At 66.5% G+C, this 25,606-nt stretch carries 26 protein-coding genes and 2 tRNA genes; 16 read left to right on the top strand and 12 right to left on the bottom strand.

From position 1 onward, the window contains the following. Nucleotides 1-51 precede the first annotated feature (51 nt). A complete protein-coding gene (locus E4A53_RS01015; RefSeq protein WP_136161243.1) occupies nucleotides 52-1,170 on the top strand; it encodes an amidohydrolase family protein in 1,119 nt (372 codons plus the stop codon). Between the two features lie 18 nt (nucleotides 1,171-1,188). Here E4A53_RS01015 and agaR read toward each other — a convergent pair whose 3' ends face one another. Next, nucleotides 1,189-1,974: a transcriptional repressor AgaR gene (gene agaR / locus E4A53_RS01010; protein ID WP_136161242.1), complete on the bottom strand. Its 786-nt coding sequence runs from the start codon at nucleotides 1,972-1,974 to the stop codon at nucleotides 1,189-1,191. A 183-nt stretch (nucleotides 1,975-2,157) separates the two neighbouring features. Between agaR and E4A53_RS01005 the strand changes: the two genes are divergently transcribed. The 5 genes from E4A53_RS01005 (at nucleotide 2,158) to E4A53_RS00985 (ending at nucleotide 10,220) form a co-directional block, all read left to right on the top strand. After that, entirely contained in the window at nucleotides 2,158-4,944 is a 2,787-nt protein-coding gene (locus E4A53_RS01005) for a TonB-dependent receptor (RefSeq protein WP_168694271.1), read from the top strand. 20 nt (nucleotides 4,945-4,964) lie between these two features. Further along, complete coding sequence (locus E4A53_RS01000; RefSeq protein ID WP_136161240.1) at nucleotides 4,965-6,515, top strand: hypothetical protein; 1,551 nt, start codon at nucleotides 4,965-4,967, stop codon at nucleotides 6,513-6,515. A 134-nt stretch (nucleotides 6,516-6,649) separates the two neighbouring features. After that, nucleotides 6,650-7,810, top strand: a complete 1,161-nt coding sequence (locus E4A53_RS00995; RefSeq protein WP_136161239.1) for a PepSY-associated TM helix domain-containing protein — start codon at nucleotides 6,650-6,652, stop codon at nucleotides 7,808-7,810. Next, nucleotides 7,807-8,040, top strand: a complete 234-nt coding sequence (locus E4A53_RS00990; RefSeq protein ID WP_136161238.1) for a hypothetical protein — start codon at nucleotides 7,807-7,809, stop codon at nucleotides 8,038-8,040. Before E4A53_RS00995 ends, E4A53_RS00990 begins: the two co-directional genes overlap by 4 nt. Nucleotides 8,041-8,042: 2 nt before the next feature. Then, nucleotides 8,043-10,220, top strand: a complete 2,178-nt coding sequence (locus E4A53_RS00985) for a TonB-dependent receptor (RefSeq protein WP_136161396.1) — start codon at nucleotides 8,043-8,045, stop codon at nucleotides 10,218-10,220. 6 nt (nucleotides 10,221-10,226) lie between these two features. On the opposite strand, the gene ccoS is transcribed toward E4A53_RS00985, so the two are convergent. Genes ccoS through ccoN form a run of 8 tightly spaced genes read right to left on the bottom strand, consistent with a single transcriptional unit; the run spans nucleotide 10,227 to nucleotide 17,017 of the window. After that, nucleotides 10,227-10,376, bottom strand: a complete 150-nt coding sequence (gene ccoS, locus E4A53_RS00980) for a cbb3-type cytochrome oxidase assembly protein CcoS (protein WP_136161237.1) — start codon at nucleotides 10,374-10,376, stop codon at nucleotides 10,227-10,229. Continuing rightward, a complete protein-coding gene (locus tag E4A53_RS00975; protein ID WP_136161236.1) occupies nucleotides 10,373-12,592 on the bottom strand; it encodes a cation-translocating P-type ATPase in 2,220 nt (739 codons plus the stop codon). Before E4A53_RS00975 ends, ccoS begins: the two co-directional genes overlap by 4 nt. Next, nucleotides 12,589-13,374, bottom strand: coding sequence for a DUF2189 domain-containing protein (locus tag E4A53_RS00970; protein WP_239018071.1), 786 nt, complete (start codon nucleotides 13,372-13,374; stop codon nucleotides 12,589-12,591). The genes E4A53_RS00975 and E4A53_RS00970 overlap by 4 nt, the downstream gene beginning before the upstream one ends. A 22-nt stretch (nucleotides 13,375-13,396) precedes the next feature. After that, nucleotides 13,397-13,579 carry a hypothetical protein gene (locus E4A53_RS00965; RefSeq protein WP_136161235.1) on the bottom strand — a complete coding sequence of 61 codons (183 nt, stop codon included), beginning with the start codon at nucleotides 13,577-13,579 and terminating at the stop codon, nucleotides 13,397-13,399. Beyond that, nucleotides 13,576-14,451, bottom strand: a complete 876-nt coding sequence (ccoP, locus tag E4A53_RS00960) for a cytochrome-c oxidase, cbb3-type subunit III (RefSeq protein WP_136161234.1) — start codon at nucleotides 14,449-14,451, stop codon at nucleotides 13,576-13,578. The genes E4A53_RS00965 and ccoP overlap by 4 nt, the downstream gene beginning before the upstream one ends. After that, on the bottom strand, nucleotides 14,442-14,615 hold the full coding sequence (locus E4A53_RS00955) for a cbb3-type cytochrome c oxidase subunit 3 (protein ID WP_136161233.1): 174 nt from the start codon (nucleotides 14,613-14,615) through the stop codon (nucleotides 14,442-14,444). The genes ccoP and E4A53_RS00955 overlap by 10 nt, the downstream gene beginning before the upstream one ends. Continuing rightward, nucleotides 14,612-15,355: a cytochrome-c oxidase, cbb3-type subunit II gene (gene ccoO, locus E4A53_RS00950; protein WP_136161232.1), complete on the bottom strand. Its 744-nt coding sequence runs from the start codon at nucleotides 15,353-15,355 to the stop codon at nucleotides 14,612-14,614. The genes E4A53_RS00955 and ccoO overlap by 4 nt, the downstream gene beginning before the upstream one ends. A gap of 6 nt (nucleotides 15,356-15,361) precedes the next feature. Continuing rightward, nucleotides 15,362-17,017, bottom strand: a complete 1,656-nt coding sequence (gene ccoN / locus E4A53_RS00945; RefSeq protein WP_136161231.1) for a cytochrome-c oxidase, cbb3-type subunit I — start codon at nucleotides 17,015-17,017, stop codon at nucleotides 15,362-15,364. Nucleotides 17,018-17,167: 150 nt separating this feature from the next. Between ccoN and E4A53_RS00940 the strand changes: the two genes are divergently transcribed. Further along, entirely contained in the window at nucleotides 17,168-17,896 is a 729-nt protein-coding gene (locus E4A53_RS00940) for a Crp/Fnr family transcriptional regulator (RefSeq protein WP_136161230.1), read from the top strand. Between the two features lie 59 nt (nucleotides 17,897-17,955). On the opposite strand, the gene E4A53_RS00935 is transcribed toward E4A53_RS00940, so the two are convergent. After that, nucleotides 17,956-18,032, bottom strand: a tRNA-Met gene (locus E4A53_RS00935). A 131-nt stretch (nucleotides 18,033-18,163) separates the two neighbouring features. Between E4A53_RS00935 and E4A53_RS00930 the strand changes: the two genes are divergently transcribed. From E4A53_RS00930 to E4A53_RS00905, 6 genes are all read left to right on the top strand, one after another. Then, nucleotides 18,164-18,820 carry an epoxyqueuosine reductase QueH gene (locus tag E4A53_RS00930; RefSeq protein WP_136161229.1) on the top strand — a complete coding sequence of 219 codons (657 nt, stop codon included), beginning with the start codon at nucleotides 18,164-18,166 and terminating at the stop codon, nucleotides 18,818-18,820. 106 nt (nucleotides 18,821-18,926) lie between these two features. Further along, on the top strand, nucleotides 18,927-19,229 hold the full coding sequence (locus E4A53_RS00925) for a hypothetical protein (protein ID WP_136161228.1): 303 nt from the start codon (nucleotides 18,927-18,929) through the stop codon (nucleotides 19,227-19,229). A gap of 28 nt (nucleotides 19,230-19,257) precedes the next feature. After that, nucleotides 19,258-19,743 (top strand): TlpA disulfide reductase family protein, encoded by a 486-nt coding sequence (locus E4A53_RS00920; RefSeq protein ID WP_136161227.1) that lies wholly within the window; start codon nucleotides 19,258-19,260, stop codon nucleotides 19,741-19,743. A gap of 199 nt (nucleotides 19,744-19,942) precedes the next feature. Then, complete coding sequence (locus tag E4A53_RS00915) at nucleotides 19,943-20,497, top strand: TspO/MBR family protein (protein WP_136161226.1); 555 nt, start codon at nucleotides 19,943-19,945, stop codon at nucleotides 20,495-20,497. Nucleotides 20,498-20,508: 11 nt separating this feature from the next. Further along, a complete protein-coding gene (locus E4A53_RS00910) occupies nucleotides 20,509-20,796 on the top strand; it encodes an accessory factor UbiK family protein (RefSeq protein WP_136161225.1) in 288 nt (95 codons plus the stop codon). A gap of 151 nt (nucleotides 20,797-20,947) precedes the next feature. Continuing rightward, nucleotides 20,948-21,460, top strand: a complete 513-nt coding sequence (locus E4A53_RS00905) for a type III secretion system chaperone family protein (protein ID WP_136161224.1) — start codon at nucleotides 20,948-20,950, stop codon at nucleotides 21,458-21,460. A gap of 16 nt (nucleotides 21,461-21,476) precedes the next feature. Here the strand turns inward: E4A53_RS00905 and E4A53_RS00900 are convergent, their stop codons facing one another. Then, nucleotides 21,477-22,625 (bottom strand): GGDEF domain-containing protein, encoded by a 1,149-nt coding sequence (locus E4A53_RS00900; RefSeq protein WP_136161223.1) that lies wholly within the window; start codon nucleotides 22,623-22,625, stop codon nucleotides 21,477-21,479. A gap of 192 nt (nucleotides 22,626-22,817) precedes the next feature. Between E4A53_RS00900 and proC the strand changes: the two genes are divergently transcribed. Continuing rightward, nucleotides 22,818-23,645 carry a pyrroline-5-carboxylate reductase gene (gene proC, locus E4A53_RS00895; RefSeq protein WP_239018070.1) on the top strand — a complete coding sequence of 276 codons (828 nt, stop codon included), beginning with the start codon at nucleotides 22,818-22,820 and terminating at the stop codon, nucleotides 23,643-23,645. On the opposite strand, the gene E4A53_RS00890 is transcribed toward proC, so the two are convergent. Next, nucleotides 23,635-24,117, bottom strand: coding sequence for a MarR family winged helix-turn-helix transcriptional regulator (locus tag E4A53_RS00890; RefSeq protein WP_136161222.1), 483 nt, complete (start codon nucleotides 24,115-24,117; stop codon nucleotides 23,635-23,637). The two genes, proC and E4A53_RS00890, sit on opposite strands and share 11 nt — an antisense overlap. A gap of 90 nt (nucleotides 24,118-24,207) precedes the next feature. On the opposite strand from E4A53_RS00890, the gene E4A53_RS00885 reads away from it, so the two are divergent. Both E4A53_RS00885 and E4A53_RS00880 read left to right on the top strand, forming a co-directional pair. Further along, nucleotides 24,208-25,302 carry a branched-chain amino acid aminotransferase gene (locus E4A53_RS00885; RefSeq protein ID WP_136161221.1) on the top strand — a complete coding sequence of 365 codons (1,095 nt, stop codon included), beginning with the start codon at nucleotides 24,208-24,210 and terminating at the stop codon, nucleotides 25,300-25,302. Between the two features lie 82 nt (nucleotides 25,303-25,384). Then, a tRNA-Gln gene (locus tag E4A53_RS00880) sits at nucleotides 25,385-25,459 on the top strand. Nucleotides 25,460-25,606: the final 147 nt, after the last annotated feature.

Raw genomic sequence — 25,606 nt, 5'->3', positions numbered from 1 at the left:
TTTCGAAATCATAGCGCGTTAAGTTGCGTTTTATAACAGGGGAGGATGGTGATGGCGCACCTATCGGTTTCCGTCATGTTGTCGGCCGCGGCGGTGCTGATGCTGTCGGGGGCGACGGCACAGGCGCAGAGCAGCTATACCGAGGCGGATTTCGTGCGGGTCGCCAAGCTCGATGCCCATGTTCACGACAATGTCGCACGGACGACGTTTCGCAACGTCGCGCGCAAGGACGGGTTCGAACTGCTGTCGATCAACGTCGACTACCCCGATTTTCCGCCGTTGTCGGTGCAGGCGCAGGCGGTCGAGGGGCATCATGCCGCCGACCCGGCGCATTTCCATTTCGCCACCGCCTTCTCGATGGCCGGTTTCGGCGAGCCGGGCTGGACGGAGCGGGCGATCGCGACGATCGACGCCGCCGTCGCCAAGGGCGCGGTGGCGGTCAAGGTCTGGAAGAATATCGGCATGGTCGCGAAGGATGACGAAGGCCGGCCGATCTTTCTCGACGATCCGCGCTTCGACGGAGTGATCGCCCACCTGGAGAAGATCGGTCTGCCGCTGATCGCCCACCAGGGCGAGCCGAAGAATTGCTGGCTGCCGTTGGACCAGATGACGACCGACAACGACCGCAGCTATTTCCGCGATCACCCGCAATATTACATGTACCTGCACCCGGAGGAGCCGGGATACGAGATGCTGATGGCGGCGCGCGACCGCTTTGTCGCCTTCCACCCGAAGCTGTCGTTCGTCGGCGCGCATATGGCGAGCCTGGAATGGAGCGTCGACCGGCTGGCCCAGTTCCTCGACCGCTTTCCCAACGCCAATGTCGACCTCGCGGCGCGAATGACGCAGGTGCAGTATCAATCCAATGCCGATTACGAGAAGGTCCGCGCCTTCTTCGTCAAATATCAGGACCGGCTGCTCTACGGCACCGACATCGCCGACAACCCGCCGGAGCCAGGCGCGCCGGCGCAGAATCCGCCGATCGGCGACGACGGCCTGGCCGGCGAGGCGGATCATGCCTGGCGGTCCGACTGGCGCTATCTGGCGACGCCGCTCACCCAGCGGATCGCCGACATCGACGCGGAGGTGAAGGGGCTGGCGTTGCCGCGCGCGGTGATCGACAAGATCTATTACGGCAATGCACGCCGCATCTTCCTCAGCCGCAAATAGGCGCGGGGCGCGCCGGCCTCAGTTCGGGCAGTGGATGCGGAAGCCGAAACGATCGGCGGCGGCGCGGATCCCTTCGGGCAGGGTATCGCCGTCGGTCACCAGATCGTCGACACCGTCGAGGTTGATGATCCGATGCAGGCAGACCTGGCCGAATTTCGACCCATCGGTGACGACGATAACCTGGCGCGCCGCCTCCACCATCTTGCGGTTCAACATAGCCTCCGGCTCGTAATGGGTGGTGATCCCGCGTTCGACGTCGAAACCGTCGACGCCGAGGAACAGCTTGTCGACATGCAGGTCGTCGAGTGCGCGCATCGTCTGTGCGCCGTAGAAGGCCATGTTCTTGCGCCGCAGTGCCCCGCCGAGCATGACGACGTTCAGCCGGTTCTTCTGGGTCAGTGCCGCCAGTATGTCGAAATCGTTGGTGACGACGGTGATCTCCTCGTCATCGGGCAGGTGGCGGGCGATCTGCAGGGCGGTGGTACCGGAATCGAGCACGATCGAATCCCCCGACGCCACCATCGCCGCCGCCAGCGCGCCGATCCGCGCCTTTTCATCAGTGTGAACGGCGCGTTTCGCGTCGAGCGCCGGTTCGCTGGTCACGTTGACCGCGCTGGCGAGGATCGCGCCACCGTAGGAGCGCTCGGTGATGCCGAGCTGGCCAAGGAACAGCAGGTCCTTGCGGATGGTCTGCATCGACACGCCGAACTGGCGGGCGAGCGGCGCAACCTGCACGCTGCCGCGCTGGCGGACCATGGCGCTGATCTGCTGACGTCTCTCGCTGGTATCCCGTGTTCTCGGCACGCGCATTCATCCTCCGGCTGGCGCCAAGCCCTATCAGTTCGCCAAACCGCAATCAATCTACAGTCATAAGTTTCGTTTAATTTCGATTTGACATCAGGTAAATCGACGTATTAGCAATATAGATGTAAATCGAAACAATGCCTTGCGATGCGCCGCTTGTCGCAAGGACAGAGGGAGTGGGGCATGAACCTGGCTGGCTTGAAGCATATCTCCATGCTGACGGGAATCAGCGGTGTTGCACTGCTGCTGTCGTCGACCGCGATGGCCCAGGCCGCTCCGCCCGACACGCCGCCTGGCGCGGACGAGCCGGATATCGTCGTGCGTGGCGTGCGCGGCAGCCTGCTGCGCTCGATCGAGGCGAAGCGCAATGCCGCAACGATCGTCGATGCGATCTCCGCCGAGGAACTGGGCAAGTTCCCCGACCGCAATGTCGCCGAGGCGCTGGGCAACATCCCCGGCGTCACCGTCGGCCGCGACGGGCGCGGCGAGGGACGCAACATCACGGTGCGCGGGCTGGGCGAAGGGTTTGCCATCACGACCCTGAACGGCCGCATCCTGCCGACCGATTCGACCGACCGCTCCTTCGCGTTCGACGTTTTGCCGTCCGAGATGATTTCCGGGGCGGAGGTGATCAAGGCGGTGCAGGCGGCATCGCTGGAGGGCAGCATCGGCGGCAATGTCGACCTGCGCACTGCCCGGCCGCTCGACCGGCCGGGGCTGCACATGTCCGGTTCGATCGAGGGGCAGTATAACGACCTGTCGCGTAAGGCCGGCTACAAGGCGAGCGGCGTGATCAGCACCACCTTCGCCGACGACACGATGGGCCTGCTGCTGTCCGTCACCTATTCGCGCTACAAGCTGCGCACCGACAATCTGGGTGAATACTCCCCGGCGAGCGAGACTGAGGAGGACGCCGATTTCGACTATAACGACAACGGCGTCATCGACACCGACGGCACCCAGTATATCCGGCCGGATTTCTATTCGAACGGCGTCGTGCTCGGCGAACGCAAACGGCTGGGCGTTTCCGGCTCCTACCAATGGCGGCCGAGCGAGCGGATCACGGTGACGCTGGACGGGTTGTACAGCCGTTATTCCGACATCGAGCACAATTACCGCCAGTCGAACTTCCTGGCGCCGCGCAACGACCCCGATTCGCCGGTCAAATGGGAAGCGGGGTCGGTGAAGGTCGACGCCAACAATGTCGTCACCGACTTTGCGCTGCACGACCTGGTGGCGGAGGTGCTGACCACCGACGAACCGCGCACCGTCAATACGTACCAGTTCGGCGGGCATATCGACTGGGAGGCGACCGACCGGCTGAAGGTGGCGATCGACGGCTATACTGGCGAGGCAACGCGCAATTCGGGCGGCAAGAGCCGCTTCGTCGTCGCCGGTATCCTCGATTCGCGCGGCGTGTTCGCTACCCGCAGCGGCGGGCTGCCCGACCTGGCGATCACCATTCCGGGCGACCGCAGCCTCGATCAGGCGACCGACGACGATTACCGCACCCATTATATCGGGATCAGCGGGGACAATCTGAAGGACAGGACCAGCGGCGCCAAGTTCGACGCGACCTGGACCACCGACGCCGGGATCCTGCAGTCGATCGCGTTCGGCGGGTCGTGGACCGATCGCAAGAAGAACGACACGGTGATCGACAACCTGGCGACCGAGTGCAACTATTGCGGCTATCCGTTCAGTTTCGGCGATATCGGCGCCCAGGTCGTCCGGCCGTTTCCGGTCCGCCGGCTGCTCAGCAAGCGGGCCGGAAACTTCCCGCGCAACTTTGCGATTTTCGATATCGACACCTATCTGGCCGCACTGCCCCGCGCCGACGCCAACCCGGCGGTGATCGACATCAATACCGGCCTGCCTTACCCGCCCGGTTATTCCGAGCAGATCATCGCGCCGGACTTGCCGCAATCCTTCCGTATTTCGGAGCGGACCTGGGCGGGTTACCTGCAGATGAACCTGAGCGGCGAGCGCTGGCGCGGCGACATCGGCCTGCGCATCGTCAACACCCATGTCAGCTCGCAAGGCTGGTCGACGACACTGAAGAGCATCGTCAAGCGCCCCGGCAATACCGCCGACTATGCCGTCGAGTTCAACGATTCGGTGCTGGTCGACGGCGGCGGCAACTACACCAAGCTGCTGCCGGCGCTGAACTTCGCCTATGACCTGACCGACAGGCTGCGCCTGCGCTTCGCCGCGTCGAAGGCGATCGCCCGCCCGACCTTCGGCGAGCTGTCCCCGGCCAGCGACGCGACCAACGCGTCGTCTGGCACCTTCATCATCTTCGACGCCGGTAACCCCAATCTGAAACCGACTACCGCCGATCAGCTCGACCTGTCGCTCGAATATTACGCCGGCAGCCGCTTCGCACTGACCGGTGCGGTCTTCTACAAGAAGATCCGGGATTTCGTGACCAGCGCGCCGGTTGCCGTGACGATCACGCCGACCAATCAGCCGGCGGGCGCACCGCCGACTTTCGACTTTACCCGGGTGGAGGTGATGAACGGCGATTCGGCAAACGTGTTCGGCGTCGAGGTCGGCGGCCAGTATTTCCTCGACAATGGCTTCGGCATCCAGGCCAACGCGACCTACAACCGGTCGCGCGCAAAGAGTGGAACGATCACCACCGACCTGCCCGGCGCCATCCCGTTTTCCGCCAACCTGAAGCTGTTCTACGAAAATCACGGCGTCCACGCCCAGGTCTCGTACAACTACGCGTCGCGCTATACCCAGGCGCAGGCGAACCTGATCGATTACCTGCCGATCAAGGAAGATCCGTATCATGAAATGTCGGCCAGCCTGGCTTACGATCTGACCGAGCATTTCCAGGTCTATGTCGAAGGATCGAATCTGCTCGGCTCGGCGATCAAGCGCTTCAATACCTACCGGAACGTCCCGGATCTGTACGAATATTCGGGCCGCACCATCTTCTTCGGCGTGCGCGGCCGGTTCTGATCGGCGGGCGGCCCGGCGCGATGGACCGCAGGGGCTTCTTTCGCGCCGGCGCCGGAGCGGCCGGGGTGGCACTCACCGCGCCCGGCCGCGCCGCGATACCGGAGCATCTGTGGGAAAGCTACGACTGGGGAGCGGCGCCGGCGGTGGCCGACCGTCTCTATCAGGGGCCGTTCTCCAACTACGGCGCCGATGCGGTCGCGCCGGGCGGCGAGGTGGTGATGGCGACCACCCCGGCGCGTGGCGCCGTACCCAATTTCGGCATGGGGCTGACCGCCTATGTCTCCGGCGACATCGGGCCGCCGCGCCTGCCCGGCCAGTCGCTGGAACGGGCAATCGAGGACATCATCCGCCTGCCCTTCACCCAGAAGGTCTATATTCGCCCCAACTGGCGCGACATCCAGCAGCGGCCCGGCCGGCTCGACTTTCCCGACTGGTGGCGGATCACCTTCGCGCTCGCCCGCCAGTACGGCAAGCGCATCGGTTTCCGGATCATGCTGGAGAACCCGGATTTCGCCGAGCCGGGGATGCCGGCCTTTCTGATGGACAAGGTGCCCTATGTGCCGCTGGCCGGACGTTGGCCAGGTGACCGGTCGCAGATCCGCCACCGCAAGCGCCACGCGCTGCCGCGCTACGACCACCCCGCCTATCAGACGGCGTTCCGGGAGCTGAACGCACTGCTCGCCGACGAACTGAACGGCAGCCCTGACGTCGAATACATGGACACGATGATGTACGGCTTCTGGGGTGAAGGGCATAGCTGGCCGTATGAGGGCCATGTTTTCCCCAGCGACCGGGTGGCCGAGCAGACGTGGCTGGCGATGCTGGAAGTCCAGCGCGCTTGCTGGACCCGGACACCGCTCGTCACCAACACCCAGCCGGACTTCAACCATGTCGGCAATGCGGGGATGCTCGATCGCACCGTTCGCGGCCACGACTGGATTCGCAGCGACACGATCTTCATCGAGAACACGCAGATCGAGGCGCTGAGCAACCGCCCGCCGTGGATCGCCGCGGTCAGCGAAGTCGGCATGACGCGGGGCACGCCGGACCGGTTAGGTATCGACGAGGGGGTTGCGCTCAACGAGCAGATCATCGCCCATGTCCTTGCCGTCGGTGCCAATTACTGGTCAGTCTGGAACTGGCACGACATCGCGGCGGCGAACGTGCTCAGCTATTACGAGGCCTATCCCGAGCCGATCGACCGAATGGCCCGGCGGATCGGCTATCGGGTCTATCCCGCCTTCGTCTGGACCTTCGACTGGAGCGGGGCAACCGGGCTGGTCGTCGGCCTGGCGAATGACGGGGTCGCGGCGGTGCCCGGCATCGTCCGGCTGAGTGTGCTCGACGGCACCGGAGCGGTGCTGATAAGCGGCTGCGTCGACCCCGGCTATCCGCGGCCGACCGGTATCCGGCAGGCGCTGTTGATGCTGCCTGAAGGCAGGGACTGGCAGGGCCTGCGGCTGAAGGCGGAGCTTGAGGTGAAGGGCGTCCGTCATCCGCTTGCCTGGGCGTGCCGGCAGGCGCTGAACCCCGACGGCACGCTTAGCCTGCGCCGCAATATCCGCGGCTGACGCCGACGCCCGGCGCCGTGTGACCGTCGGCGGTGCACGAATTCTGCTTCGCAGTGCAGCGTCATTGCCAACCCCGGCGCGGGGGTATAGAGCGCGGTGAGAATTACTCGCAATAGCAGAGATGCTCCACCCCCGTGAACACGCGTTCGATCCGTGCCTGGTACCTGGTCCATAAATGGACCAGCCTGGTCTGCACGCTGTTCCTGCTGATGCTGTGCGTCACCGGCCTGCCGCTGATCTTCCACGACGAGATCGATGCGCTGACCGGCGAGCAGGTAAAGATGGCCGGCCTCCCCTCGTCGGGCGAGGGGCCGGGGCTGTTGCCGCTCGACACGATGCTGGCGAAGGCACTCACCGCCCGGCCCGGCGAGGTACCGGTGTTCATGGCGTTCGACAATGAATCGCCGGTGCTGACCGTCACCACCGCGCCGCGCCCGGATTCGCCGGCCAGCGACATGACCATCCAGCTTTTCAACCGGGCAACCGGGACGCCGGCGGGGAAGGTCGACGAACAGGGCGTGATGCCGTTCCTGCTGCAGCTTCATACCGACATGTTCCTGGGCCTGCCGGGCATGCTGTTCCTGGGCGCGATGGGGCTCCTGTTTGTCGCGGCGATCGTTTCCGGTGTCGTCCTCTACGCGCCGTTCATGCGCAAGCTCCGCTTCGGTACATTGCGGCGGACGCGCAGCACCCGGCTCAAATGGCTCGACTATCATAACCTGCTCGGCATCGTTGCGTTGGCGTGGATGACCGTCGTCGGACTGACCGGCGTGATCAACGCGCTGGCGACGCCGATCATCCAGCTCTGGCAGATGAACGAACTGGCCGAGATGACCCGCGCCTATCAAGGGCGCTCGGCGTTGCCGCCGGCGCGCTACGGCTCGCTTGACACCGCGATGGCGTCGGCGCGCAAGGCCATTCCCGGCAACAACCCGCAATTCATCGCCTTTCCCGGCGGCGCGTTCAGCAGCAAGCATCATTACGCCGTCTTCTTCCAGGGGACGACGCCGCTGACCGAGCGCGCGCTGACCCCGGCGCTGATCGACGCGGAGACCGGACAGCTGACCGACGTGCGGCCGATGCCCTGGTACACGCTGGCGCTGACCTATTCGCAGCCGCTGCATTTCGGCGATTACGGCGGCCTGCCGCTGAAGATGCTGTGGGCGGCGCTGACCCTGTTCACGATCGTCGTGCTCGGCTCCGGCCTTTACCTCTGGCTCGGCCGCCATCGTGCGCCGCTGGAGACGCGGGTGCTGGAAGTCGAGACCGGCGGCCTGGCGGTGCCGGCCGAATGAAGCGGCGCCAGTCCAAACGCGCGATCTTCGCCGTGCCGACCGTCATCGCGGCGGTCAGCCTGTTTGGGCTGGTCGCGGCGCTGACCGGCGACGGCCTGCGCGACATGGCGTCGTGGGTCGGGCTGGCCGTGCCGGCCGCGGCCGTCGCCTGGGCACGTCACCGGGCCGGACCATCGGAACCAGACAGCGCGCAACGCCGCGCAACCAGAAAAAAGGGGACTCTATCGTGACCATGTTTCGCCGACACGCCGTGACCGGGCTGACCGCCGCCGCCGGAGCGCTGGCGCTCGTCGCCCCCGCCGTCGCGCAGGACGACATCATCGTCACCGCGCAACGTGGCAATCAGACGGAGGTCGTGCGCGGCGGCAGCCTCGGCATACTGGGCGACAAGGCGGCGGAGGACGTGCCGTTCGCGGTCAAGAGCTACAACAGCGCGCTGATTCTGAACCAGCAGCCGCAGACATTGGGCCAGGTGCTGGAGAACGACCCGTCGATCCGCACGTCCTACGGCTTCGGCAACGCGGCGGAGCAGTTCATCATTCGTGGTTTCGCCTTGTTCGGCGACGATGTCGGCCTCGACGGCCTTTACGGTATCGCGCCACGCCAGCTGATCGCGCCTGAACTCTATGACTCGGTGCAGGTGCTGAACGGCGCCAGCGCCTTTCTGAACGGTGCCGCGCCGTCCGGCTCCGGGCTTGGCGGCAGCGTCAACCTGATGCCCAAGCGCGCCGGCGTGCGGCCGCTGACCCGCCTGACCGCCAACTACGCCTCGGACGCGCATATCGGCGGCAGTTTCGACGTCGCGCGCCGGGCGGGCGCCGTCGGCGTACGGGTGAACGGCGTGGCGCGGTCCGGCGACGTCTCGGTTGATGATGAATTCCGCAGCGTCTACACGCTGGGCGGGGCGCTCGATTACGACGGCGGCCCGCTGCGGCTGTCGCTCGACCTGGGCTATCAGCGGGTGAAGGTCAGGGGGTTACGGCCCAAAGTCACCCTCGGCACGACGGTCATTCCCCGCGTGCCCGGCGCCGACAGCAATTACGCGCAGCCGTGGACCTACACGACGCTGCGCGACGTCTTCGGCATCGCGAAGGCGGAATATGACATCGCCGACAATGCGATGCTCTATGCTTCGTTCGGCGCGCGGGACGGGGCGGAAGACGGCATTTACGGCGGGATCACCATATTGGACGCGGTGACCGGCGCGGCCAACGGCAATGCCCTGTATGTGCCGCGGACGGACAATAACGAAGCGGCGCAGGCCGGGCTGCGCGTCAAGCTGGGCGAACGGATCACCCATGAGATCAATTTCGGCGGGGCGATCAACTGGCAGGTCAATCGCAACGCCTATGATTTCCTGTATGGTCCCGGCTTTGCGGGCTTCGACACCAACCTCTATAATGCGACGCCGGTCGCGATCCCGAGTTCCGCGCTGGTCGGCGGCGATCTCGACGATCCGTTCCCGATCAGTCGCACCCGCCTGACCAGCCTGTTCGCGTCGGACACGATCGGCCTGTGGGACGGCCGTATCCTGATCACCGTCGGCCTGCGTCTGCAGGCGATCCGGGCGAAGGGCTATGCGGCCAACGACAGCACGATCTTCGATCCGGTGCCGTTCAGCGCCGGCGACCTGATCAGCGAATATAACGAGGATGCGGTAACTCCGGCCTTCGGCCTGGTCGTCAAGCCGGTCGACGGTCTGTCCTTCTACGCCAACCGGATGCAGGGCTTTGAGAAGCCGGATGCCGCGCCCGCCAGCATTGGCGGCCTGGCGGTCAGCAATTCCGGCGCGCTGTTCGCCCCGGTCAAGACCAAGCAATATGAACTGGGCGCCAAATACGGCACCGGCCGGTTCAACGCATCGATCGCGCTGTTCCAGATCGACCGGCCGCGCCCGTCGGCGGTGACCGACCTGGCCGATCCGACCAGGGCGATCTACGGCCTGTTCGGCGAACAGCGGAACAAGGGCATCGAACTCAGCCTGGACGGCGAACTGGCGGAGGGGCTACGCCTGATCGCCGGCGCGTCGCTGGTCGATGCCAAGCTGCGCCGGACCCTCGGCGGCGTCAATCAAGGCAATGACGCGCCGGGCGTGCCCGAATATCTGGTCAACGCCAACGTCGAATGGGACCTGCCCTTCGCCCGCGGCTTCACCTTGACCGGCCGCGTCGTCCATACCGGCGAGCAGGCGGCGAATGAGGCGAATACGCTGACGCTGCCGTCGTGGACGCGGTTCGACCTTGGCGCCCGCTATGTCGCGCTGGTTGCCGACAAGCCGCTGACCTTGCGGTTCAGCGTCGATAACGTCGCGAACAAGCGTTATTGGGCGTCGGCGTTCGATACGTTCCGGCCCGACCTGCTGCAGGGCGCGCCGCGCACCTTCAAGGCGTCGGCGTCGATCGACTTCTGATCCCGGCTATTCCGGATCACTGTCGTCGAACAAAATGCGCTCGGCCGCGCCGTCCAGGTCGTCGTACTGGCCGGAGCGCAGCGACCAGAAGAAAGCGGCGAGGCCGAGGCCGCCGAGGCCGATCGAGATCGGCAGCAGCAGCCACAGCATGTTCATCGCGCGGCCGCCGCAAAGCGATGCTGTCCGGCGGTTTCGGGTCGCGCCCGACCGGCGCGCGGCGCGCGCGGCCGCAGGCGCAGCGCGTTGGCGACGACCAGGATCGAGGAGCCGGACATCGCCAGCGCGGCGATCAGCGGCGTGACGAAGCCGGCGATCGCGACCGGCAGCGCGATCAGGTTGTAGGCCACCGCCAGCGCGAAATTCTCCCGCACCAGCCGCCGCGCGGCGACGGATACGGCGAAGGCGAAAGGCACTGCATCCAGATCCGGGCGCAGGAACACGAAATCGGCGGCTTGCCGCCCGACATCGGCGGCGGTCGCCGGAGTCATCGAGACGTGGGCGGCGGCGAGGGCGGGCGCATCGTTCAGCCCGTCGCCGACCATCAGCGCCTTATGGCCCCGCCCGGCGAGCGCCTGGATATGGGCGGTCTTCTCGCCGGGCAGCATCTCCGCGTGGACGGTGGCGATGCCGAGCGACCCGGCCAGCCGCGCGACCGGTGCCGCGCGGTCGCCGGACAGCACCGCCAGCGACAGGCCGGCGTCGCGCAGCGCCGCCACCGCGTCGGCGGCGCCGGGGCGGCTATCGTCGTCGAAGCGGAAGGCGGCGACGAAACGACCGTTCAGGGTCAGCAGCGTTTCAGCTGCGTCGCCGGCGTCATGGCCTTCGCCTTCGCCGCCTACTGCCCATCCGGCCCGGCCGAGCCGCCATGCGCCGCCGTCGGCCATCGCTTCCAGGCCGAGGCCGGGTTTCTCGACGATGCTGTGGAAGCCGGGGGACAGGCCGCCGGCGAAGGCGGCGAGCGCGCGCGAATAGGGGTGGCGCGAATGGGCGCCCAGCGCGGCGGCGACCGCCAGGTGCTCCGGCGCGACGCCGTCGTGGCGCAAGGTCGGTTTGCCGAGCGTCAGCGTGCCGGTCTTGTCGAACAGCACGGTGTCGACCTCGCTCAGCCGTTCCAGCGCCGAACCGTCCTTCATCATGATCCCGCGTTCGTAGAGGCGCCGCGCTGCGATGACCTGGACCATCGGCACGGCCAGGCCAAGCGCGCATGGGCAGGTGATGATCAGCACCGCGACGGCGACGGTGATGGCGCGGTGGACGTCGCCGGTCGCCAGCATCCAGCCGATGAAGCTGAGCAGCGCTGCGCTGTGCACCACCGGCGCGTAGAGCCGCGCTGCCCGGTCGGCCAGCCGGCGATAGCCGGACCGGCCCGATTCCGCCGCTTCCATCAGCCGCATCATTTCCGCCAGGAAGGAATCGTCAGCGATCGCGTCGGCGCGGATGGTCAGCGGCCCGGTCAGGTTGAGGGTGCCGGCGCGCAGCACTGATCCGGCGGTGACCGCTTGCGGCGCGCTTTCGCCGGTCAGCAGCGCGCAGTCGAGGTCGGACCGGCCGGACAGCACCGTCGCGTCGACAGGCACCCGTTCTCCGGCGGCGAGCAGGATCGTCATGCCCGGCGCGATGTCTTCGGTCGGGGTGTAGCGCTGGCTGCCGTCCTCTCCCACGACCATCGCGCCATAGGCGGCGAGCCGGCTCAGCCCCTTGACCGCGGTGCGCGCCCGTTCTCGCATTACGTGGTCGAGCGTGCGGCCGATCAGCAGGAAGAACAACAGCGAGATCGACGCGTCGAAATAGGCGTGCGGCTGGTGGTGCAGCGTATCGTACAGGCTCATCCCGAAGGCGAGCAGCACGCCGATCGAGATCGGCACGTCCATGTTGGTCTGCCCCCGGCGCAGGGCGCGCCAGGCGGAGGCGAAGAAAATCCGACCGGAATAGGCGAGGGCGGGCAGCGCGATCGCCGCCGATATCCAATGGAACAGGTCGCGCGTCTCGCCAGCGGCGCCCGACCAGACCGACACCGACAGCCCCATGATGTTCATCGCCGCAAATCCGGCGACGGCGAGGGCGCGGATCAGTGCGGCGAGCGTTGCGTCGGGCCGGTCCTCCGCGCTGTGCTGGAGGTGGGCATCATACCCCATCCCCTCCAGCGTCTCGCGCACGGCCGGCGGGCCGTCGGCGGCGCGCCAGCGCACGGTGACGCGCTTGGTCGACAGGTTGACGCGGGCGTGGGCGACACCGGGTAGGGCGGTCAGCGCCCGCTCGATCCGCTGGATGCAGCCGCCGCAATGAATGCCGGGGACGGCCAACTCGTTCTGCCGCAGACCGTCGGAAAGGGTGCGGCTGGCGAGCAGCAGCTCATCGCCGCCGCGGCTCATCGCACCGCTTCATAGGCATGCCATGTCGCGTGCCCGAGCAGCGGGAACACCAGAACCAGCCCGACCAGGCCGGTAGCGAGGCTGAACAGGAACAGCGCGAGGACGATCGCGCCCCAAGCCAGCATCACCGGCAGATTGTGCCACACCATCATCCAACTGGTGCCCATCGCGGTCAGCGCGTCGATCTGCCGGTCAAGCATCATCGGGATCGAAAAGGCGGAGATTGCGAAGGAGAAGGCCGCGAACAGGCCGCCGATCAGGCTGCCGACGATCAACATCGCCCCGCCCACCGGCGTGGTGAACAGCATCTGGGCGATATGATCGAGACCGGGGAAGGGCCGGACGCCGAAGAACAGCGCGTACAGCAGCACCGCCGCCCGCATCCACAGCATCATCAGCAGGCAGAGCAGCGCGCCGGTGAACAGGATCTGCCCGCCGGACGCGATCTGCGGCGTGATCATGCCAGCCAGCGACACCGGTTCGTCGCGTGCCAGCCGCCGGCTCTTGTCGTACAGGCCGAGCGCGAGGAACGGACCGACCACCATGAAGCCGGCCAGCGCCGGGAACAGGATGTAATCCCATTGCAGCAACACCAGGCCGAGGGTGATCGCCAGCGACAGCAGGAAAACGAACAGGCCGTAGGCGAGGCTGGGCCCCGGATTGGCCCATAGATCCCGCCAGCCGGCACCAAGCCAGCCGAATGCATCGCCCGGCCGCAGATTGCGGTCGTGGCTGCGTTCCCGCGGCAGCGGGGGGACGGTAGGCGGAATAACAACCATCATGCTCTCCCGTTCTGACCGGCCCTCAGCAGGACGGCTTGGCCGCGGCGAAGCGGCCCGGCGTCGGCCCCGCGCTGTCGGCGCGAACATGGGCGACGCAATCCGGCTGCGTGGTCAGTGCAACATAGATCAGATGACCGTTGGCGGCGAGCAGGACCAGACCCGCTACAGCCAGCACGGCTAGCACCACGGGCCGTGACAGGCTCATTTGGCCACCGCCCGGTCTAGCACATAGAGCGTCAGGATCTTGCGATCGGTGTCGCTCAGCCGCTCGTTCCATGCCGGCATCTGGCCCTGACGACCGTTGTGGATGCTGGTGTAGATGGCGCTGATGTCGCCACCGAAGATCCACGCCTTGTCGGTCAGATTCGGCGCACCGAGCGCCTGGCTGCCGCGACCGTCGTCGCCGTGGCAGACGGTGCAGTTGGCGTCGAACACCGCCTTGCCCGCTGCAACCGAGCGGGCTGCGCGCTTGGCTACCGCCGGATCGGACAGTGAACGGACATAGTCGGTGACCGCGAGTACCTGATCATTGGTCAGGATCTGATCGCGGCCGAAGGCCAGCATCTGGCTGACCCGGCCTTCCGGATGGCCGCTGTTGACGCCGTAGGCGATAGTGTGCGCGATAGCGTCCGGCGTGCCGCCCCACAGCCAGTCCGTGTCAGCCAGGTCGGGATAGCCCGGCCCGCCTTTCGCGTTGGCGCCGTGACAGGCGGCGCAATTGTCGCCGAACAGCACGTGGCCGCGCTCGCGCACCGCCTGCATCAGCTGCGGATCGGCCTGGATCGCGGCATAATCCAGCCCGGCGATCCGGCGCGTCCATTCGGAGCGTTCGAGCTGGGCCTGCTTGACCTTTTCGGTGACGGCGCTGCGCGCGTCGGCGCCGAGCAGCCCCTTGGTATAGCTGCGCCCCGTCGGCCAGGCTGGCATCAACACCCAGTAGACGATGCCGAACAGCGCCGTCGCGATCAGGAAGAACCAGACCGGCCAGGGCACCGGGGTGTTCAGTTCCTTGATGCCGTTCCATTCGTGACCGGTGGTCATATGGCCAGTCAGCGGATCGCGCTCGCCTACAGACACGGTGTGTCCTCACTATCCTCGAGAATGGCCTTGGCGGCGCGGTCGAACCTTTCCCGGTTCGACGGCCACAGCGCATAGGCCAGCGCCGCCAGCGACAGGCCGATCAGGTAGAACAGGCCGACCGACTTGGCGAAGCCGACCAGGGTATGGTGGTCGAAGATCATTTCGTGGACGCCTCCGCTGTTGCCGGCGCCGGCTTGTGCGCGGCGTCGGTCAGTTTGCCGAGGATTTGGAGATAGGCGACCAGCGCGTCCATTTCGGTCACCACCTGCTTGTCGCCGTCGAAGCTGCGGACGTTGGTCGCCTTGCCGTAACGCTCGGTCAGGCCGTCAACGCCGTCGCCGTCCGGATTGGCTTGAGCCAGCGCATCGGCCTCGGCATTGGCGATCTGGGCGTCGGTATAGGGCACGCCGACCGTGCGCTGGGTTGCCAGATGCTTGCCGAGATCGTCGGTGCGCAGCCGGTTGCGGGCCAGCCAGCCATAGGCCGGCATCACCGATTCCGGCACGACATCGCGCGGATTGATCAGGTGAGCGACCTGCCAGGCATCCGAATATTTGCCGCCGAGACGGGCGAGGTCCGGCCCCGTCCGCTTCGACCCCCACAGCATTGGATGGTCGTATTTGGATTCGACCGCCAGCGAATAGGGGCCGTAGCGCTCGACATCGTCTTGCAGCGTGCGGATCATCTGCGAGTGGCAGGCATAGCAGCCTTCACGGATGTAGATGTTACGGCCGGCCAGTTCGAGCGGCGTGTAGGTTCGCATGTCCGGTGCCGCCTCGACCGTTTCGTCGATGGTGAACAGCGGCGCGATTTCGACCAGGCCGCCGATGCTGGCGACCAGCATGATGCCGAGGGCGAGGCCGATCGACTTGCGTTCGAGCTTGTAGTGGGTGGAGAACATGGGGCCTTATTCCGCCGGCTGGAGGCTGGGCGCCGGCGCCGCCGGCAATGGGGTTTCCTGCCCGGTGGCGCGGGGCGCCTCGGCGTCGTGGCGGATCGTCATCCAGATATTGTAGCAGCCGACGATCGCGCCGAGCAGGAACAGCAGGCCGCCGACCGCGCGCGCGATATAGTATGGATGCATCGCGACCAGCGTGTCGGTGAACGAATAGGCGAGGGTCCCGCTTTCGGTATAGGTGCGCCACATCAGGCCCTGGATGATGCCTGAGTTCCACATCGCGAAGACGTAGACCAGCGTCCCGGCCAGCGCGAGCCAGAAGTGGACCTCGACCAGCGCCGGCGAATACATCCGCTTGCGTTTCCACAGCGACGGAACCGTCGCGTAGAAGGCGCCGAAGATGATCATCGCCACCCAGCCGAGCGCGCCGGCATGGACGTGACCGACCGTCCAGTCGGTATAGTGCGACAGCGAATTGACGGCGCGGATCGCCATGAACGACCCTTCGAAAGTCGACAGGCCATAGAACACCGCCGCGATCATCATGAAACGCAGCGTTGCGTCGTCACGCACCTTGTCCCACGCGCCGTTCAGGGTGAGCAGCGCGTTCGCCGCCGCGATCCACGATGGGACCAGCAGGGTAAGCGAGAAGGTCATGCCCAGCGTCTGCACCCATTGCGGCAGTGCGGTGAAGTGCAGGTGGTGCGATCCGGCCCACATGTAGAAGAAGGTAATGCCCCAAAAGCCGACGATCGACATGCGATAGGAGTAGATCGGCCGCTCCGCCCGCTTTGGCAGGTAGTAATAGAGCATGCCGAGGAAGCCGGCGGTCAGGAAGAAGGCGACGGCGTTGTGGCCGTACCACCACTGGGTCATCGCATCCTGCACGCCGGAGAACAGCGAATAACTCTTGGCGCTGAGGAACGACACCGGCACCGCCAGCCCGTTGACGATGTGGAGGATGGCGACGACCAGGATGAACGCCAGATAATACCAGTTGGCGACGTAGATATGCGGCTCTTTGCGACGCATCAGCGTGCGGATGTAGAGGATGAAATAGGTGACCCAGACGATGACCAGCCAGACGTCGGCGTACCATTCCGGCTCGGCGTATTCCTTCGACTGGGTGATGCCGATGAAGTAGCCGGAAATAGCAAGAATGCAGAACAGGTTATAGCCCATCAGCACGAACCAGGGGCTGAACTGATCCGGCATCCGCGCCCGCGAGGTGCGCTGCATGACGTGGAAAGATGTGGCGATCAGCGCATTGCCGCCGAACGCGAAGATGACGCCTGTGGTGTGGACCGGGCGCAGGCGGCCGAAACTGGCCCAGGCCGCGTCGAAGGTCAGTTCGGGATAGGCGAGCAGCCAGGCGACCCAGTCGCCGATGAACATGCCGAACACCGCCCAGACCATGGCGATTACGATGCCGGCCTTGGTCGGGCTGTCGTAATAGGATTGCAGCCGCGATTCGGGCGGCTCCGGCGCGAAATAGCCGGACGCGACCACGAACAGCATCGCGACCGCGAACAGCAGCACGATGAAGCCGTGGACACCGAGCGGGTCATTGCTGCCGCCAATGGCCATGATCATGCCGCACAGGGCAAGCAGACCCGTTATCCCCATCGCGCGCTCGCGCTCGGCGACTGTCAGTTCAGAGACCATCTCGTCATCGCTCCGGTGCCCAATTGCGCATCGTTTCAGGTGGCTGGGCGGCCGACGCCTAGCCCAAGCCAACAGCGGTGTATTTGACCTAGGTCAAATCATTAGCCGGGCGGGCGCTGACAAGCCATAGGCGATCTGGCATGAAGCGGTATGGTCTATGTCGAACCTCATCTGGACGAGCGTTGCGCGGCCTGCCTGGTGCGGGATCAGGCGTTGTGTGCCAGCCTGGCTGACGACGAATTGTCGGCGCTTAGCGCGATCGGCCGGACCCGGCCGCTAGCGCGCGGCCAGACGCTGATCTGGGCCGGCGACAGCAGTTCCGTCTGCGCCAACCTGGTCTCCGGGGTGCTGAAGATGGCGACCGCTACCGCCGACGGACGCGAGCAGATCGTCGGCCTGCTGTTCCCCGGCGATTTCGTCGGGCAGCCCTTTGCCGAAGAAGCAAGCCTGACCTTCGCCGCGCTGACCGATGCCAGTCTGTGCGTCTACCCGCGTGAGGGCTTCGTGGAGGTGCTGGCCGATCACCCGGCACTGGAACGGCTGCTGCTCCAGCGGACGATGGCCGCGCTCGACGATGCGCGTTCGCGGATGTTGACGCTCGGCCGACGCAGCGCGAGCGAAAAAGTCGCCGGCTTCCTGCTGGAGTTGGGGCACCGCCTGCCACGCCGTCCGGGCAGCGGCCCCGCTGCCGGCTATGTCTTCGACCTGCCGCTCGGCCGCGCCCAGATCGCTGACGTGCTTGGCCTGACCATCGAAACCGTCAGCCGCCAGTTGACCCGGCTGAGGACCAGCGGCGTGATTGCCCTGAGCGGCCGGCGCACCGTCGCCATCCGCGAACCAGCCCGCCTCAAACGCCTCGCCAGCACCGCCGGCGCCTGAACCCGCGCTGGATGCGAGAGGGCTGCCCCCGGGGGCGATATGCCTGTCAATGAGGACGTTGGTAGCGGAGGAGGGACTTGAACCCCCGACACGCGGATTATGATTCCGCTGCTCTAACCAGCTGAGCTACTCCGCCCCGTCGGGCTTGTGCGGAGGCGGCCTATAGGCACCGCGCCAACGACGGTCAACAGCGTCCGGCGCAGTCGGTCTGCGGCGGGGTTGCCGCCGGGGCTTTCGCCTGCTCGCCGCCGCCGCTAAAGCGGCGCGATGAACGACATCCAGCGCCCGGTCCTGACCCCGCCAGACGGCGCCGCCAAGGTGCTGCTACACAGCTGCTGCGCACCTTGTTCCGGCGAGGTGATGGAGGCGATGACGGCAAGCGGCATCGACTACACGATCTTCTTCTACAATCCGAACATCCACCCGAAGGAGGAATATATCCTCCGCAAGGAGGAGAATGTCCGCTTCGCCGAGAAGCACGGCATCCCGTTCGTCGACGCCGATTACGATACCGCCAACTGGTTCAAGCGCGCCAAGGGCATGGAGTGGGAGCCGGAACGCGGCGCCCGCTGCACGATGTGCTTCGACATGCGGTTCGAGCGCACCGCGCTTTACGCGCACGAGCACGGCTTTCCGGTCATCACCAGTTCGCTCGGCATCTCACGCTGGAAGAACATGGCGCAGATCAACGACTGCGGCGAGCGGGCGGCGGCGCACTACCCCGGCATCACCTACTGGACATTCAACTGGCGCAAGGGCGGCGGCGCCAGCCGAATGATCGAGATTTCCAAGCGCGAGCATTTCTACCAGCAGGAATATTGCGGCTGCGTCTATTCGCTGCGCGACACCAACGCCCACCGGGTGGCGCAGGGCCGCGACGAAATCCGCATCGGCGAGCTGTATTACGGGGACGATGGCGCCTGAGCGGCACCGGCACCATCCCCTTTGCCAACCCGCAACCCATCGCGGCGCAATGTTGCGATGCACAAAAACCGTTGATCCGGCGGCGGCGATCGGCCATTCTCGACTCATGCAACCGAACAAGCTCCTGCTCGAGGCGATAGCGCTGCGCAAATGCATTATGGCGACGTACAACCGCACCGCCTTCAAGCTGGCGCCGCACATCCTCTATACTCGCCACGACGACCTGTTCGTCGACGCGGTGACGCTGGAGCGTGACGGGCGTCGCCCGCGCGAGATAAAGCTTGGCGCATTCAAACTCGCCGGGTTGAGCGAACTGGCGCTGACCGCCCAGACATTCCAGCCGGAGGCGCTATTCGACCCGGCTGCCGAGCGTTATGTCGAGACCACGGTGTTCGCCGTCGAGCCGTGAACGCCCGCTGCCGGGCAGGGAGAGGGACATGGCGGATTTTCGCCCCGCGCCGGAACTGGACGTCACCGAATGGCTGAATACACCGGAGCCGCTTAGCCTTTCCAAGCTGCGCGGCCGGGTGGTGGTGATCGAGGCGTTCCAGATGCTGTGTCCCGGCTGTGCCCAGATGGCGCTGCCGCAACTGGCGCGGGTGCAGGAGCAGTTCGGCCGGACGGGTGTGGCGGTGCTTGGCCTGCACACGGTGTTCGAGCATCACGAGACGCAGGGCCCGCGTTCGGCGCTGGAGGCGTTCCTGCGCGAATATCGCTATACTTTCCCGGTCGGCATCGACCGGCCGTCGCCGCAGGGGCGCGGCATGCCGGTGACGATGGCAGCCTATCGCATGGAAGGGACGCCGACGCTGATTCTGGTCGATCGGCAGGGCCGGCTGCGCCGCCAGGCGTTTGGCCACATGCCAGATCTGCAGTTGGGCGCCGAGATCATGGCGCTGATCGCCGAGCGCGACGCCGGCTGAACCGCATGCCGTGGAGTCGGCGCCGCGCTTGATTCAGCTTGGGCCGATCAGATTTAGTCCCCGCCCCCGTCGTAAAAACGGGACAGCCCGGCGCGCGCTCACTGCTTGCCAAGGCCGTTTGCCGCCGGTAGCCCCGTCGGCAGGGGTGGCGCCTTGGCGTCGCGCATTTGTGCAGCAGTTGTGCAAGCGGAGGGGCCATATGGGGGAAATCGCGTCACAGTCGCAGATACGCATGGCGTTGCTGCGCCGGGCACTGGTGACGGTGCCGGGGGTGGTGCTGCTTGGCTTCGCATCGGCGCAATTCTCCGGATCGGGCACCAGCAGCTACTGGTTCCAGCAACTGGCGCTGCCGGCGTTCATGCCGCCGGACTGGCTGTTCCCGGTCGCCTGGACCATCCTTTACGCGCTGATCGGTGTCGCGCTGGCGGTGGTGCTGAACGCGCGGGGCGCGGCCGGGCGCGGGCTGGCGATCGCGCTGTTCGTCGTCCAGCTGGCGCTGAATCTGGCCTGGTCGCCGCTGTTCTTCCGTCTGCATCAGGTAGGCGCCGCCTTCTGGCTGATCGTTGCGCTGCTCGCCGCCGCCATTGCCACCGGTGCTCAGTTCAGCCGGGTGCGGGCGCTCGCCGGCTGGCTGTTCCTGCCCTATGTCGCCTGGCTGGCCTTCGCTGCCGCGCTGAATTTCAGCATCGATCGGATGAATCCGGGGGCGGGAGAGCTTGTCGAGCCGGCCGCCTCTACCAACATACGGGTCTGAAGGAGATCGCGATGCAATCCGAGAATCGCTTGTTCGACGACCTGAGCAAAGTTGTGAACGGTTTCGCCGGGACGATCGCCGGCGTCGGCCGTGAGGCTGAGGCGGCGGCGCGCGAGCGCGCGCGCGAATGGATCGGCGGGTTGGATTTCGTCAGCCGCGACGAGTTCGAGGCGGTGAAGGCGATGGCCGCCGCTGCCCGCGACGAGGCGGATGCGCTTCGCGTGCGGCTTGACGCGTTGGAAGCGGCGGCAGACGGGAGGAAACCGGCGTCGAAGCGGGCACCGCGCAAGGCAAGCTGACCGTCCCGCCTGCCACGGCAGGCGCGGGCCGGCACCTGTTCATGCACAGACGCCCCACCGTTTATCCACAGCTTTTTCTGCGGCAGGCTTGCCCGGCGGCGGCGATCGGGCCAGCTATGCGGCAGGCGCGAAATGAGGCGGCTGACGCCGGATGACACTGGACGAATTCGAGGACACGCCGGGCGACGAAGCCGCCCCGATCGACATGCTCGAGGATTATTTCGACGCGCGTGGCTGGAGCTGCGAGCGCGGCGGCGACGACGAGATCGTCGCCCATGTCCAGGGCAGCTGGGGCAAGTACGAGCTGCGCGGCGTGTGGCGGGAGGAGGACCATGTCCTCCAGTTCCTGGCGATGCCCGACATCCGCGTCCCCGACGACAAGCGCGCGACGCTGTACGAAGCGATCGGGCTGGTCAACGAGCAGCTGTGGCTGGGCCATTTCGAGCTGTGGGTGAACAGCGGCATCCTGCTGTTCCGCCATGCCGCCCTGCTCGCTGGCAATGACGGCGCGACGCTTGGTCTCGACCAAGCGGAAACACTGGTCGAGGCGGCGATCGACGAATGCGAGCGCTTCTACCCGGTGTTCCAGTTCGTGCTGTGGGGCGGCAAGAGCCCGCGCGAGGCGATCGACGCCGCGCTGATCGAGACGCAGGGCGAAGCCTGAACTAGCGCCGGCGCCGTCATCTGCCGGTGCCGGACCCTTCCGCCATCAGCACCTGATTCCGGCCGTGGCGCTTGGCGCGGTAGAGCGCGGTGTCGGCGTTTCGCAACATGGTGCGGCCGTTCTCGTCGTCATGGAGTTCGGCGACGCCGGCGGAGAAGGTAACCTGGCCAATCGGATCGCCCGAATCCTTGAGGCCCAGGCGGCGCGCGGCGAGGGTGCGGCGGGCATCGTCGATTATCTCGAATGCCTGGTCGGCGGTCTTGCCTTCGAACAGGATAACGAACTCCTCGCCGCCGTGGCGCGAGACGTGACAGGCGTCGTTCGAGATGTCCGACAGCAGTCGTGCGACATATTTCAGCACCCGGTCGCCGACCTCGTGGCCGTGGGTGTCGTTGAGCTTCTTGAAATTGTCGATGTCGCAGAACGCCAGCGCCAGAGGACTGCCGTTGCCGCGCGCTTCGTGGACGGCGCGGGCAAGCTGGCTTTCGAACGCGCGCCGGTTGGCGAGGCCGGTCAGCGGGTCGCTCTCGGCGACGCGCTTGGCTTCGACCAGGCTGCTGCGCAGGGTGGAAATTCGCTTGCCGGTCTGGCGCAACTGGCGCTCCGCCTCGCGCGTCTTCTCGATCATCGCACGGGTCAGGAAGACGAGCGCGGCGAGGCTCTGGTCACTGCCTTCCTCGCCATCCCGGCGGGCCAGGCCGGCGACCTTGTCCTCCAACGCTTCGCCATAGGCCTGGGCGTCGGCACCCGACTGTTTGACCACGCCCGCGATGCTGGCAAGGCCGAGCTGCGCTTCGTCGATCAGCTTCGACAGCGCCTCGGCCGACAATTCGCTGCGAGTTTCGGCCAGGATCGCCTCGGCGACCTCGTCGGTCAGCCGGCCATCACGCTCGATCGCCCGGTCAACGGCAAAGCGCAGCCGGCTGTTGGAGCCGAGGCAATAGGCATGGGCAAGCTCATAGTGGCTGGGCAGCGGCTCCAGCTGATTGGTGAACAGGAACACGCCGATCCGTTCGAACAGATCGCGACCGCTGCGGTCCGGCGGCGCTGCCGCGTCGGTGTCCTCGCCACCCAGCATGGAGCGGACCGCGTGGATCAGCCTGTTGGTACGTCGGTCGCCGGGCACGCCTGTCGTCACGGTGTCGCCTCTCTCGCGCATCGCCATCACTGTATCTCCGTCTCGACATGTTTAACGGCGAATTTCGTAATATTTTGCTAGGCGCTGCCGATGGCGGGCCGAGATTGCGCCGCTTCGGACGGAATTTTTTTGCGCGGCCGCCGGACGCACCGTCATCCGTTCAGCGCGGCAAGCCGAATTCTCGGTGAAATCCCGGCCGACAGCTTCTAAGGGGATGGTATGACGACACTGGATGAATCGATGACGCCGTTGTGGATGATCGGCTGCGGCAACATGGGCGGCGCGATGCTGACGCGCTGGATCGCGGCCGGACTGGACCCGGCGGCGGTGACAGTTGTGCGGCCGAGCGGCCGACCGGTCGCGCCGGGAATACGGGTAGTCTCCGCGATCCCCGCCGACGAAACGCCGCCGCGCACGCTGATCCTGGCGGTCAAACCACAGAAGCTGGCCAGCGTCGCCGCCGACGTCGCATCGGTGCTGGGGCCGGACAGCCTGATTGTGTCGATCCTCGCCGGTGTGCGCGTCGCGGGGCTGCGCGGTTATTTCCCGAATGCGGGGGCGATCGTCCGCGCATTGCCCAATACGCCGGTCGCGATCGGCAAGGGCGTGGTCGGGCTGCATGCGGGCGACGAAGCAGATGCCGACGCGCGTGATGCAGCAGTGGCGCTGATGGCGCCGCTCGGGCTGGTCGAATGGATCGCCGACGAGGATCAGTTCGACCTGATCACGGCGTTGTCCGGCAGCGGGCCGGCTTTCCTGTTCCGCTTCGTCGACGCGCTCGCCACCGCCGGTGCGGATCTGGGCCTGCCGGCGGACCAGGCCGCCCGGCTGGCGCTCGCCACGGTCGAGGGCGCCGCCCTGCTCGCCGCCGCGTCGGACGAGACGCCGGGTAAGCTGGCCGAACGGGTCGCCAGCCCCGGCGGGTCGACCCGTAAGGGGCTTGAGGTGCTCGACGCCGAAGGCGGGCTGTTGCTGTTGCTGCGCGAAACGCTGGCTGCCGCCACCCGCCGCAATGCCGAAATGGCGGCGGAAGCGGTCAGGGCCTGAGCAGCCGGGCGCGCTCGCTCTCCGGGATCAGCCCTTCCAGAACCCGCCAGTAGCCGGTCACCGCATCCTGCCCCGCTTCCGCATAGGCGGCGGCAAGGCGGCTGCGCATCGCCTCGTACAGTTGCGCTTCCAGCGTCCGGCCGGCATCGGTCAGCCTGAGCAGCCGCTGGCGCCGGTCGTTGCGGCCCTGGCGCGTCTCGACCAGTCCCTGCGCGGACAGGTCGCCCAGGACCCGGCCGAGGGATTGCTTGGTGATCGCCAGCAGGCGCAGCAGGTCGGTGACGCTCAGGTCCGGCTGGCGGGCGATGAAATAGAGCGCGCGCTGGTGCGCCCGGCCTAGCCCGGCAGCGGCGAGCGCCGGCTCCAGCGCGCGGTGCAGCGCTGCCTGCCCGAAATGCATCAGTTCGATGCCGCGCCTGACCTCCGCCTCGCGGAGGAACAGCGCCGACGCCGCGGGACTCTGGCTGACCATGTTGACGCCTCTAGCGGCCGCGCCTAGGTCCGGGCAAGCCGCGACCTGGCCGCAGCCGGGCGTCGGCGACAGGCCAGCCGGGAGCAGCAGATGGGCGATACGCCGCCGCAATTCACTTTCGAACCCAATGCCGGTGCGGCGTCGGCGGAGGAGCGCGCCCGCCTGATCGCCGATCCCGGTTTCGGCCGGGTCTTCACCGACCATATGGCGATCGTCCGCTATTCCGACGCGAAGGGCTGGCACGACGCCCGGGTCACCGCGCGCGCGCCGCTGGAAATGGATCCGGCCTCATCCGTGCTCCATTATGCGCAGGAGATTTTCGAGGGGCTGAAAGCCTATCGTCTGCCCGACGGCGGCGCTCAGCTGTTCCGCCCGGAGGCAAATGCCCGCCGCTTCCGCCATTCGGCGCGGCGGCTGGCGATGCCGGAAATGCCGGAAGCGCTGTTCGTCGAATCGATCGAGCGACTGATCGATGTCGACCGTGAATGGATTCCGCAGGCCGACGGCGCCGCGCTCTATCTGCGCCCGTTCATGATCGCGAGCGAGGTGTTCCTGGGGGTGAAGCCGTCCTCCGACTATCTCTACATGGTCATCGCCTCCGCCGTCGGCGCCTATTTCAAGGGCGGTGCCAAGGCGATCAGCCTGTGGGCGACGCCAACCTACAGTCGGGCTGGGCCGGGCGGCACCGGCGACGCCAAGTGCGGCGGCAATTACGCGTCCAGCCTGATTGCTCAGGCGGAGGCCACCCGCAACGGCTGCGACCAGGTGGTGTTCCTTGATACCAAGGAGCATCGCTGGGTTGAGGAACTGGGCGGCATGAACATCTTCTTCGTCTTCGACGACGGATCGCTGCTGACCCCGCCGCTCGGCGGCACCATCCTTGCCGGTATCACCCGCGACTCGTTGATCACGCTGGCGCGGGCGGAGGGACTGAGTGTGCGCGAGGAGCTGTACGGCATCGACCAGTGGCGCGCTGATGCGGAGAGCGGGCGGCTGCGCGAATGCTTCGCCTGCGGGACCGCCGCTGTCGTCACCCCGATCGGCCAGGTGAAGGGGCCGGATTTCGGCTTCGTCATCGGCAATGGCGGGCCGGGCATGGTCACCGGCAAGCTGCATGACGCCCTGGTGTCGATCCAGCGCGGCACCGCGCCCGACCCGCACGGCTGGACCCGCCGGCTGTTCTGACGCGCTTTTGCGACGCGCGCCCTTTTCACCGGGCGCCGGCGCGGCTAGACGCGTTCGCCCGGGCCGATGCGCCCGGCCCTGCTGGGGCGTAGCCAAGCGGTAAGGCAGCGGTTTTTGGTACCGCCATGCGCAGGTTCGAATCCTGCCGCCCCAGCCAGTAAGTCCGTGAGCGCGCGCCAATTCGCGGACCACGTGGAAAGCGGCTCGGCTCTGCGGATTATCGGGAACAATTGCCAGCCAGCCCGGCCGGCGCGGGTGGGGTCTGGTCGAATGCAATCCGTGACAGGCGCGGGGCAACGACCCA

The sequence above is a fragment of the Sphingomonas flavalba genome (assembly GCF_004796535.1).
Lineage (GTDB): Bacteria > Pseudomonadota > Alphaproteobacteria > Sphingomonadales > Sphingomonadaceae > Sphingomonas_L > Sphingomonas_L flavalba.
This window is presented reverse-complemented; position numbering and strand designations above follow the sequence as displayed.

Excerpts from the sequence above, each read along its gene's own strand:
- E4A53_RS01005 (WP_168694271.1), top strand. The coding sequence starts at position 2,158 with ATGAACCTGGCTGGCTTGAAGCATATCTCCATGCTGACGGGAATCAGC.
- ccoO (WP_136161232.1), bottom strand. The coding sequence starts at position 15,355 with ATGTTCTCCACCCACTACAAGCTCGAACGCAAGTCGATCGGCCTCGCC.
- E4A53_RS00975 (WP_136161236.1), bottom strand. The coding sequence starts at position 12,592 with ATGAGCCGCGGCGGCGATGAGCTGCTGCTCGCCAGCCGCACCCTTTCC.
- E4A53_RS00940 (WP_136161230.1), top strand. The coding sequence starts at position 17,168 with ATGGTCTATGTCGAACCTCATCTGGACGAGCGTTGCGCGGCCTGCCTG.
- E4A53_RS00905 (WP_136161224.1), top strand. The coding sequence starts at position 20,948 with ATGACACTGGACGAATTCGAGGACACGCCGGGCGACGAAGCCGCCCCG.
- E4A53_RS00920 (WP_136161227.1), top strand. The coding sequence starts at position 19,258 with ATGGCGGATTTTCGCCCCGCGCCGGAACTGGACGTCACCGAATGGCTG.
- E4A53_RS00990 (WP_136161238.1), top strand. The coding sequence starts at position 7,807 with ATGAAGCGGCGCCAGTCCAAACGCGCGATCTTCGCCGTGCCGACCGTC.
- E4A53_RS00955 (WP_136161233.1), bottom strand. The coding sequence starts at position 14,615 with ATGATCTTCGACCACCATACCCTGGTCGGCTTCGCCAAGTCGGTCGGC.
- ccoS (WP_136161237.1), bottom strand. The coding sequence starts at position 10,376 with ATGAACATGCTGTGGCTGCTGCTGCCGATCTCGATCGGCCTCGGCGGC.
- proC (WP_239018070.1), top strand. The coding sequence starts at position 22,818 with ATGACGACACTGGATGAATCGATGACGCCGTTGTGGATGATCGGCTGC.
- E4A53_RS00970 (WP_239018071.1), bottom strand. The coding sequence starts at position 13,374 with ATGATGGTTGTTATTCCGCCTACCGTCCCCCCGCTGCCGCGGGAACGC.
- E4A53_RS00900 (WP_136161223.1), bottom strand. The coding sequence starts at position 22,625 with ATGGCGATGCGCGAGAGAGGCGACACCGTGACGACAGGCGTGCCCGGC.
- E4A53_RS00965 (WP_136161235.1), bottom strand. The coding sequence starts at position 13,579 with ATGAGCCTGTCACGGCCCGTGGTGCTAGCCGTGCTGGCTGTAGCGGGT.
- E4A53_RS01000 (WP_136161240.1), top strand. The coding sequence starts at position 4,965 with ATGGACCGCAGGGGCTTCTTTCGCGCCGGCGCCGGAGCGGCCGGGGTG.
- ccoN (WP_136161231.1), bottom strand. The coding sequence starts at position 17,017 with ATGGTCTCTGAACTGACAGTCGCCGAGCGCGAGCGCGCGATGGGGATA.
- E4A53_RS00910 (WP_136161225.1), top strand. The coding sequence starts at position 20,509 with ATGCAATCCGAGAATCGCTTGTTCGACGACCTGAGCAAAGTTGTGAAC.
- E4A53_RS00890 (WP_136161222.1), bottom strand. The coding sequence starts at position 24,117 with ATGGTCAGCCAGAGTCCCGCGGCGTCGGCGCTGTTCCTCCGCGAGGCG.
- E4A53_RS00915 (WP_136161226.1), top strand. The coding sequence starts at position 19,943 with ATGGGGGAAATCGCGTCACAGTCGCAGATACGCATGGCGTTGCTGCGC.
- E4A53_RS00925 (WP_136161228.1), top strand. The coding sequence starts at position 18,927 with ATGCAACCGAACAAGCTCCTGCTCGAGGCGATAGCGCTGCGCAAATGC.
- E4A53_RS00885 (WP_136161221.1), top strand. The coding sequence starts at position 24,208 with ATGGGCGATACGCCGCCGCAATTCACTTTCGAACCCAATGCCGGTGCG.
- E4A53_RS01015 (WP_136161243.1), top strand. The coding sequence starts at position 52 with ATGGCGCACCTATCGGTTTCCGTCATGTTGTCGGCCGCGGCGGTGCTG.
- E4A53_RS00985 (WP_136161396.1), top strand. The coding sequence starts at position 8,043 with ATGTTTCGCCGACACGCCGTGACCGGGCTGACCGCCGCCGCCGGAGCG.
- E4A53_RS00930 (WP_136161229.1), top strand. The coding sequence starts at position 18,164 with ATGAACGACATCCAGCGCCCGGTCCTGACCCCGCCAGACGGCGCCGCC.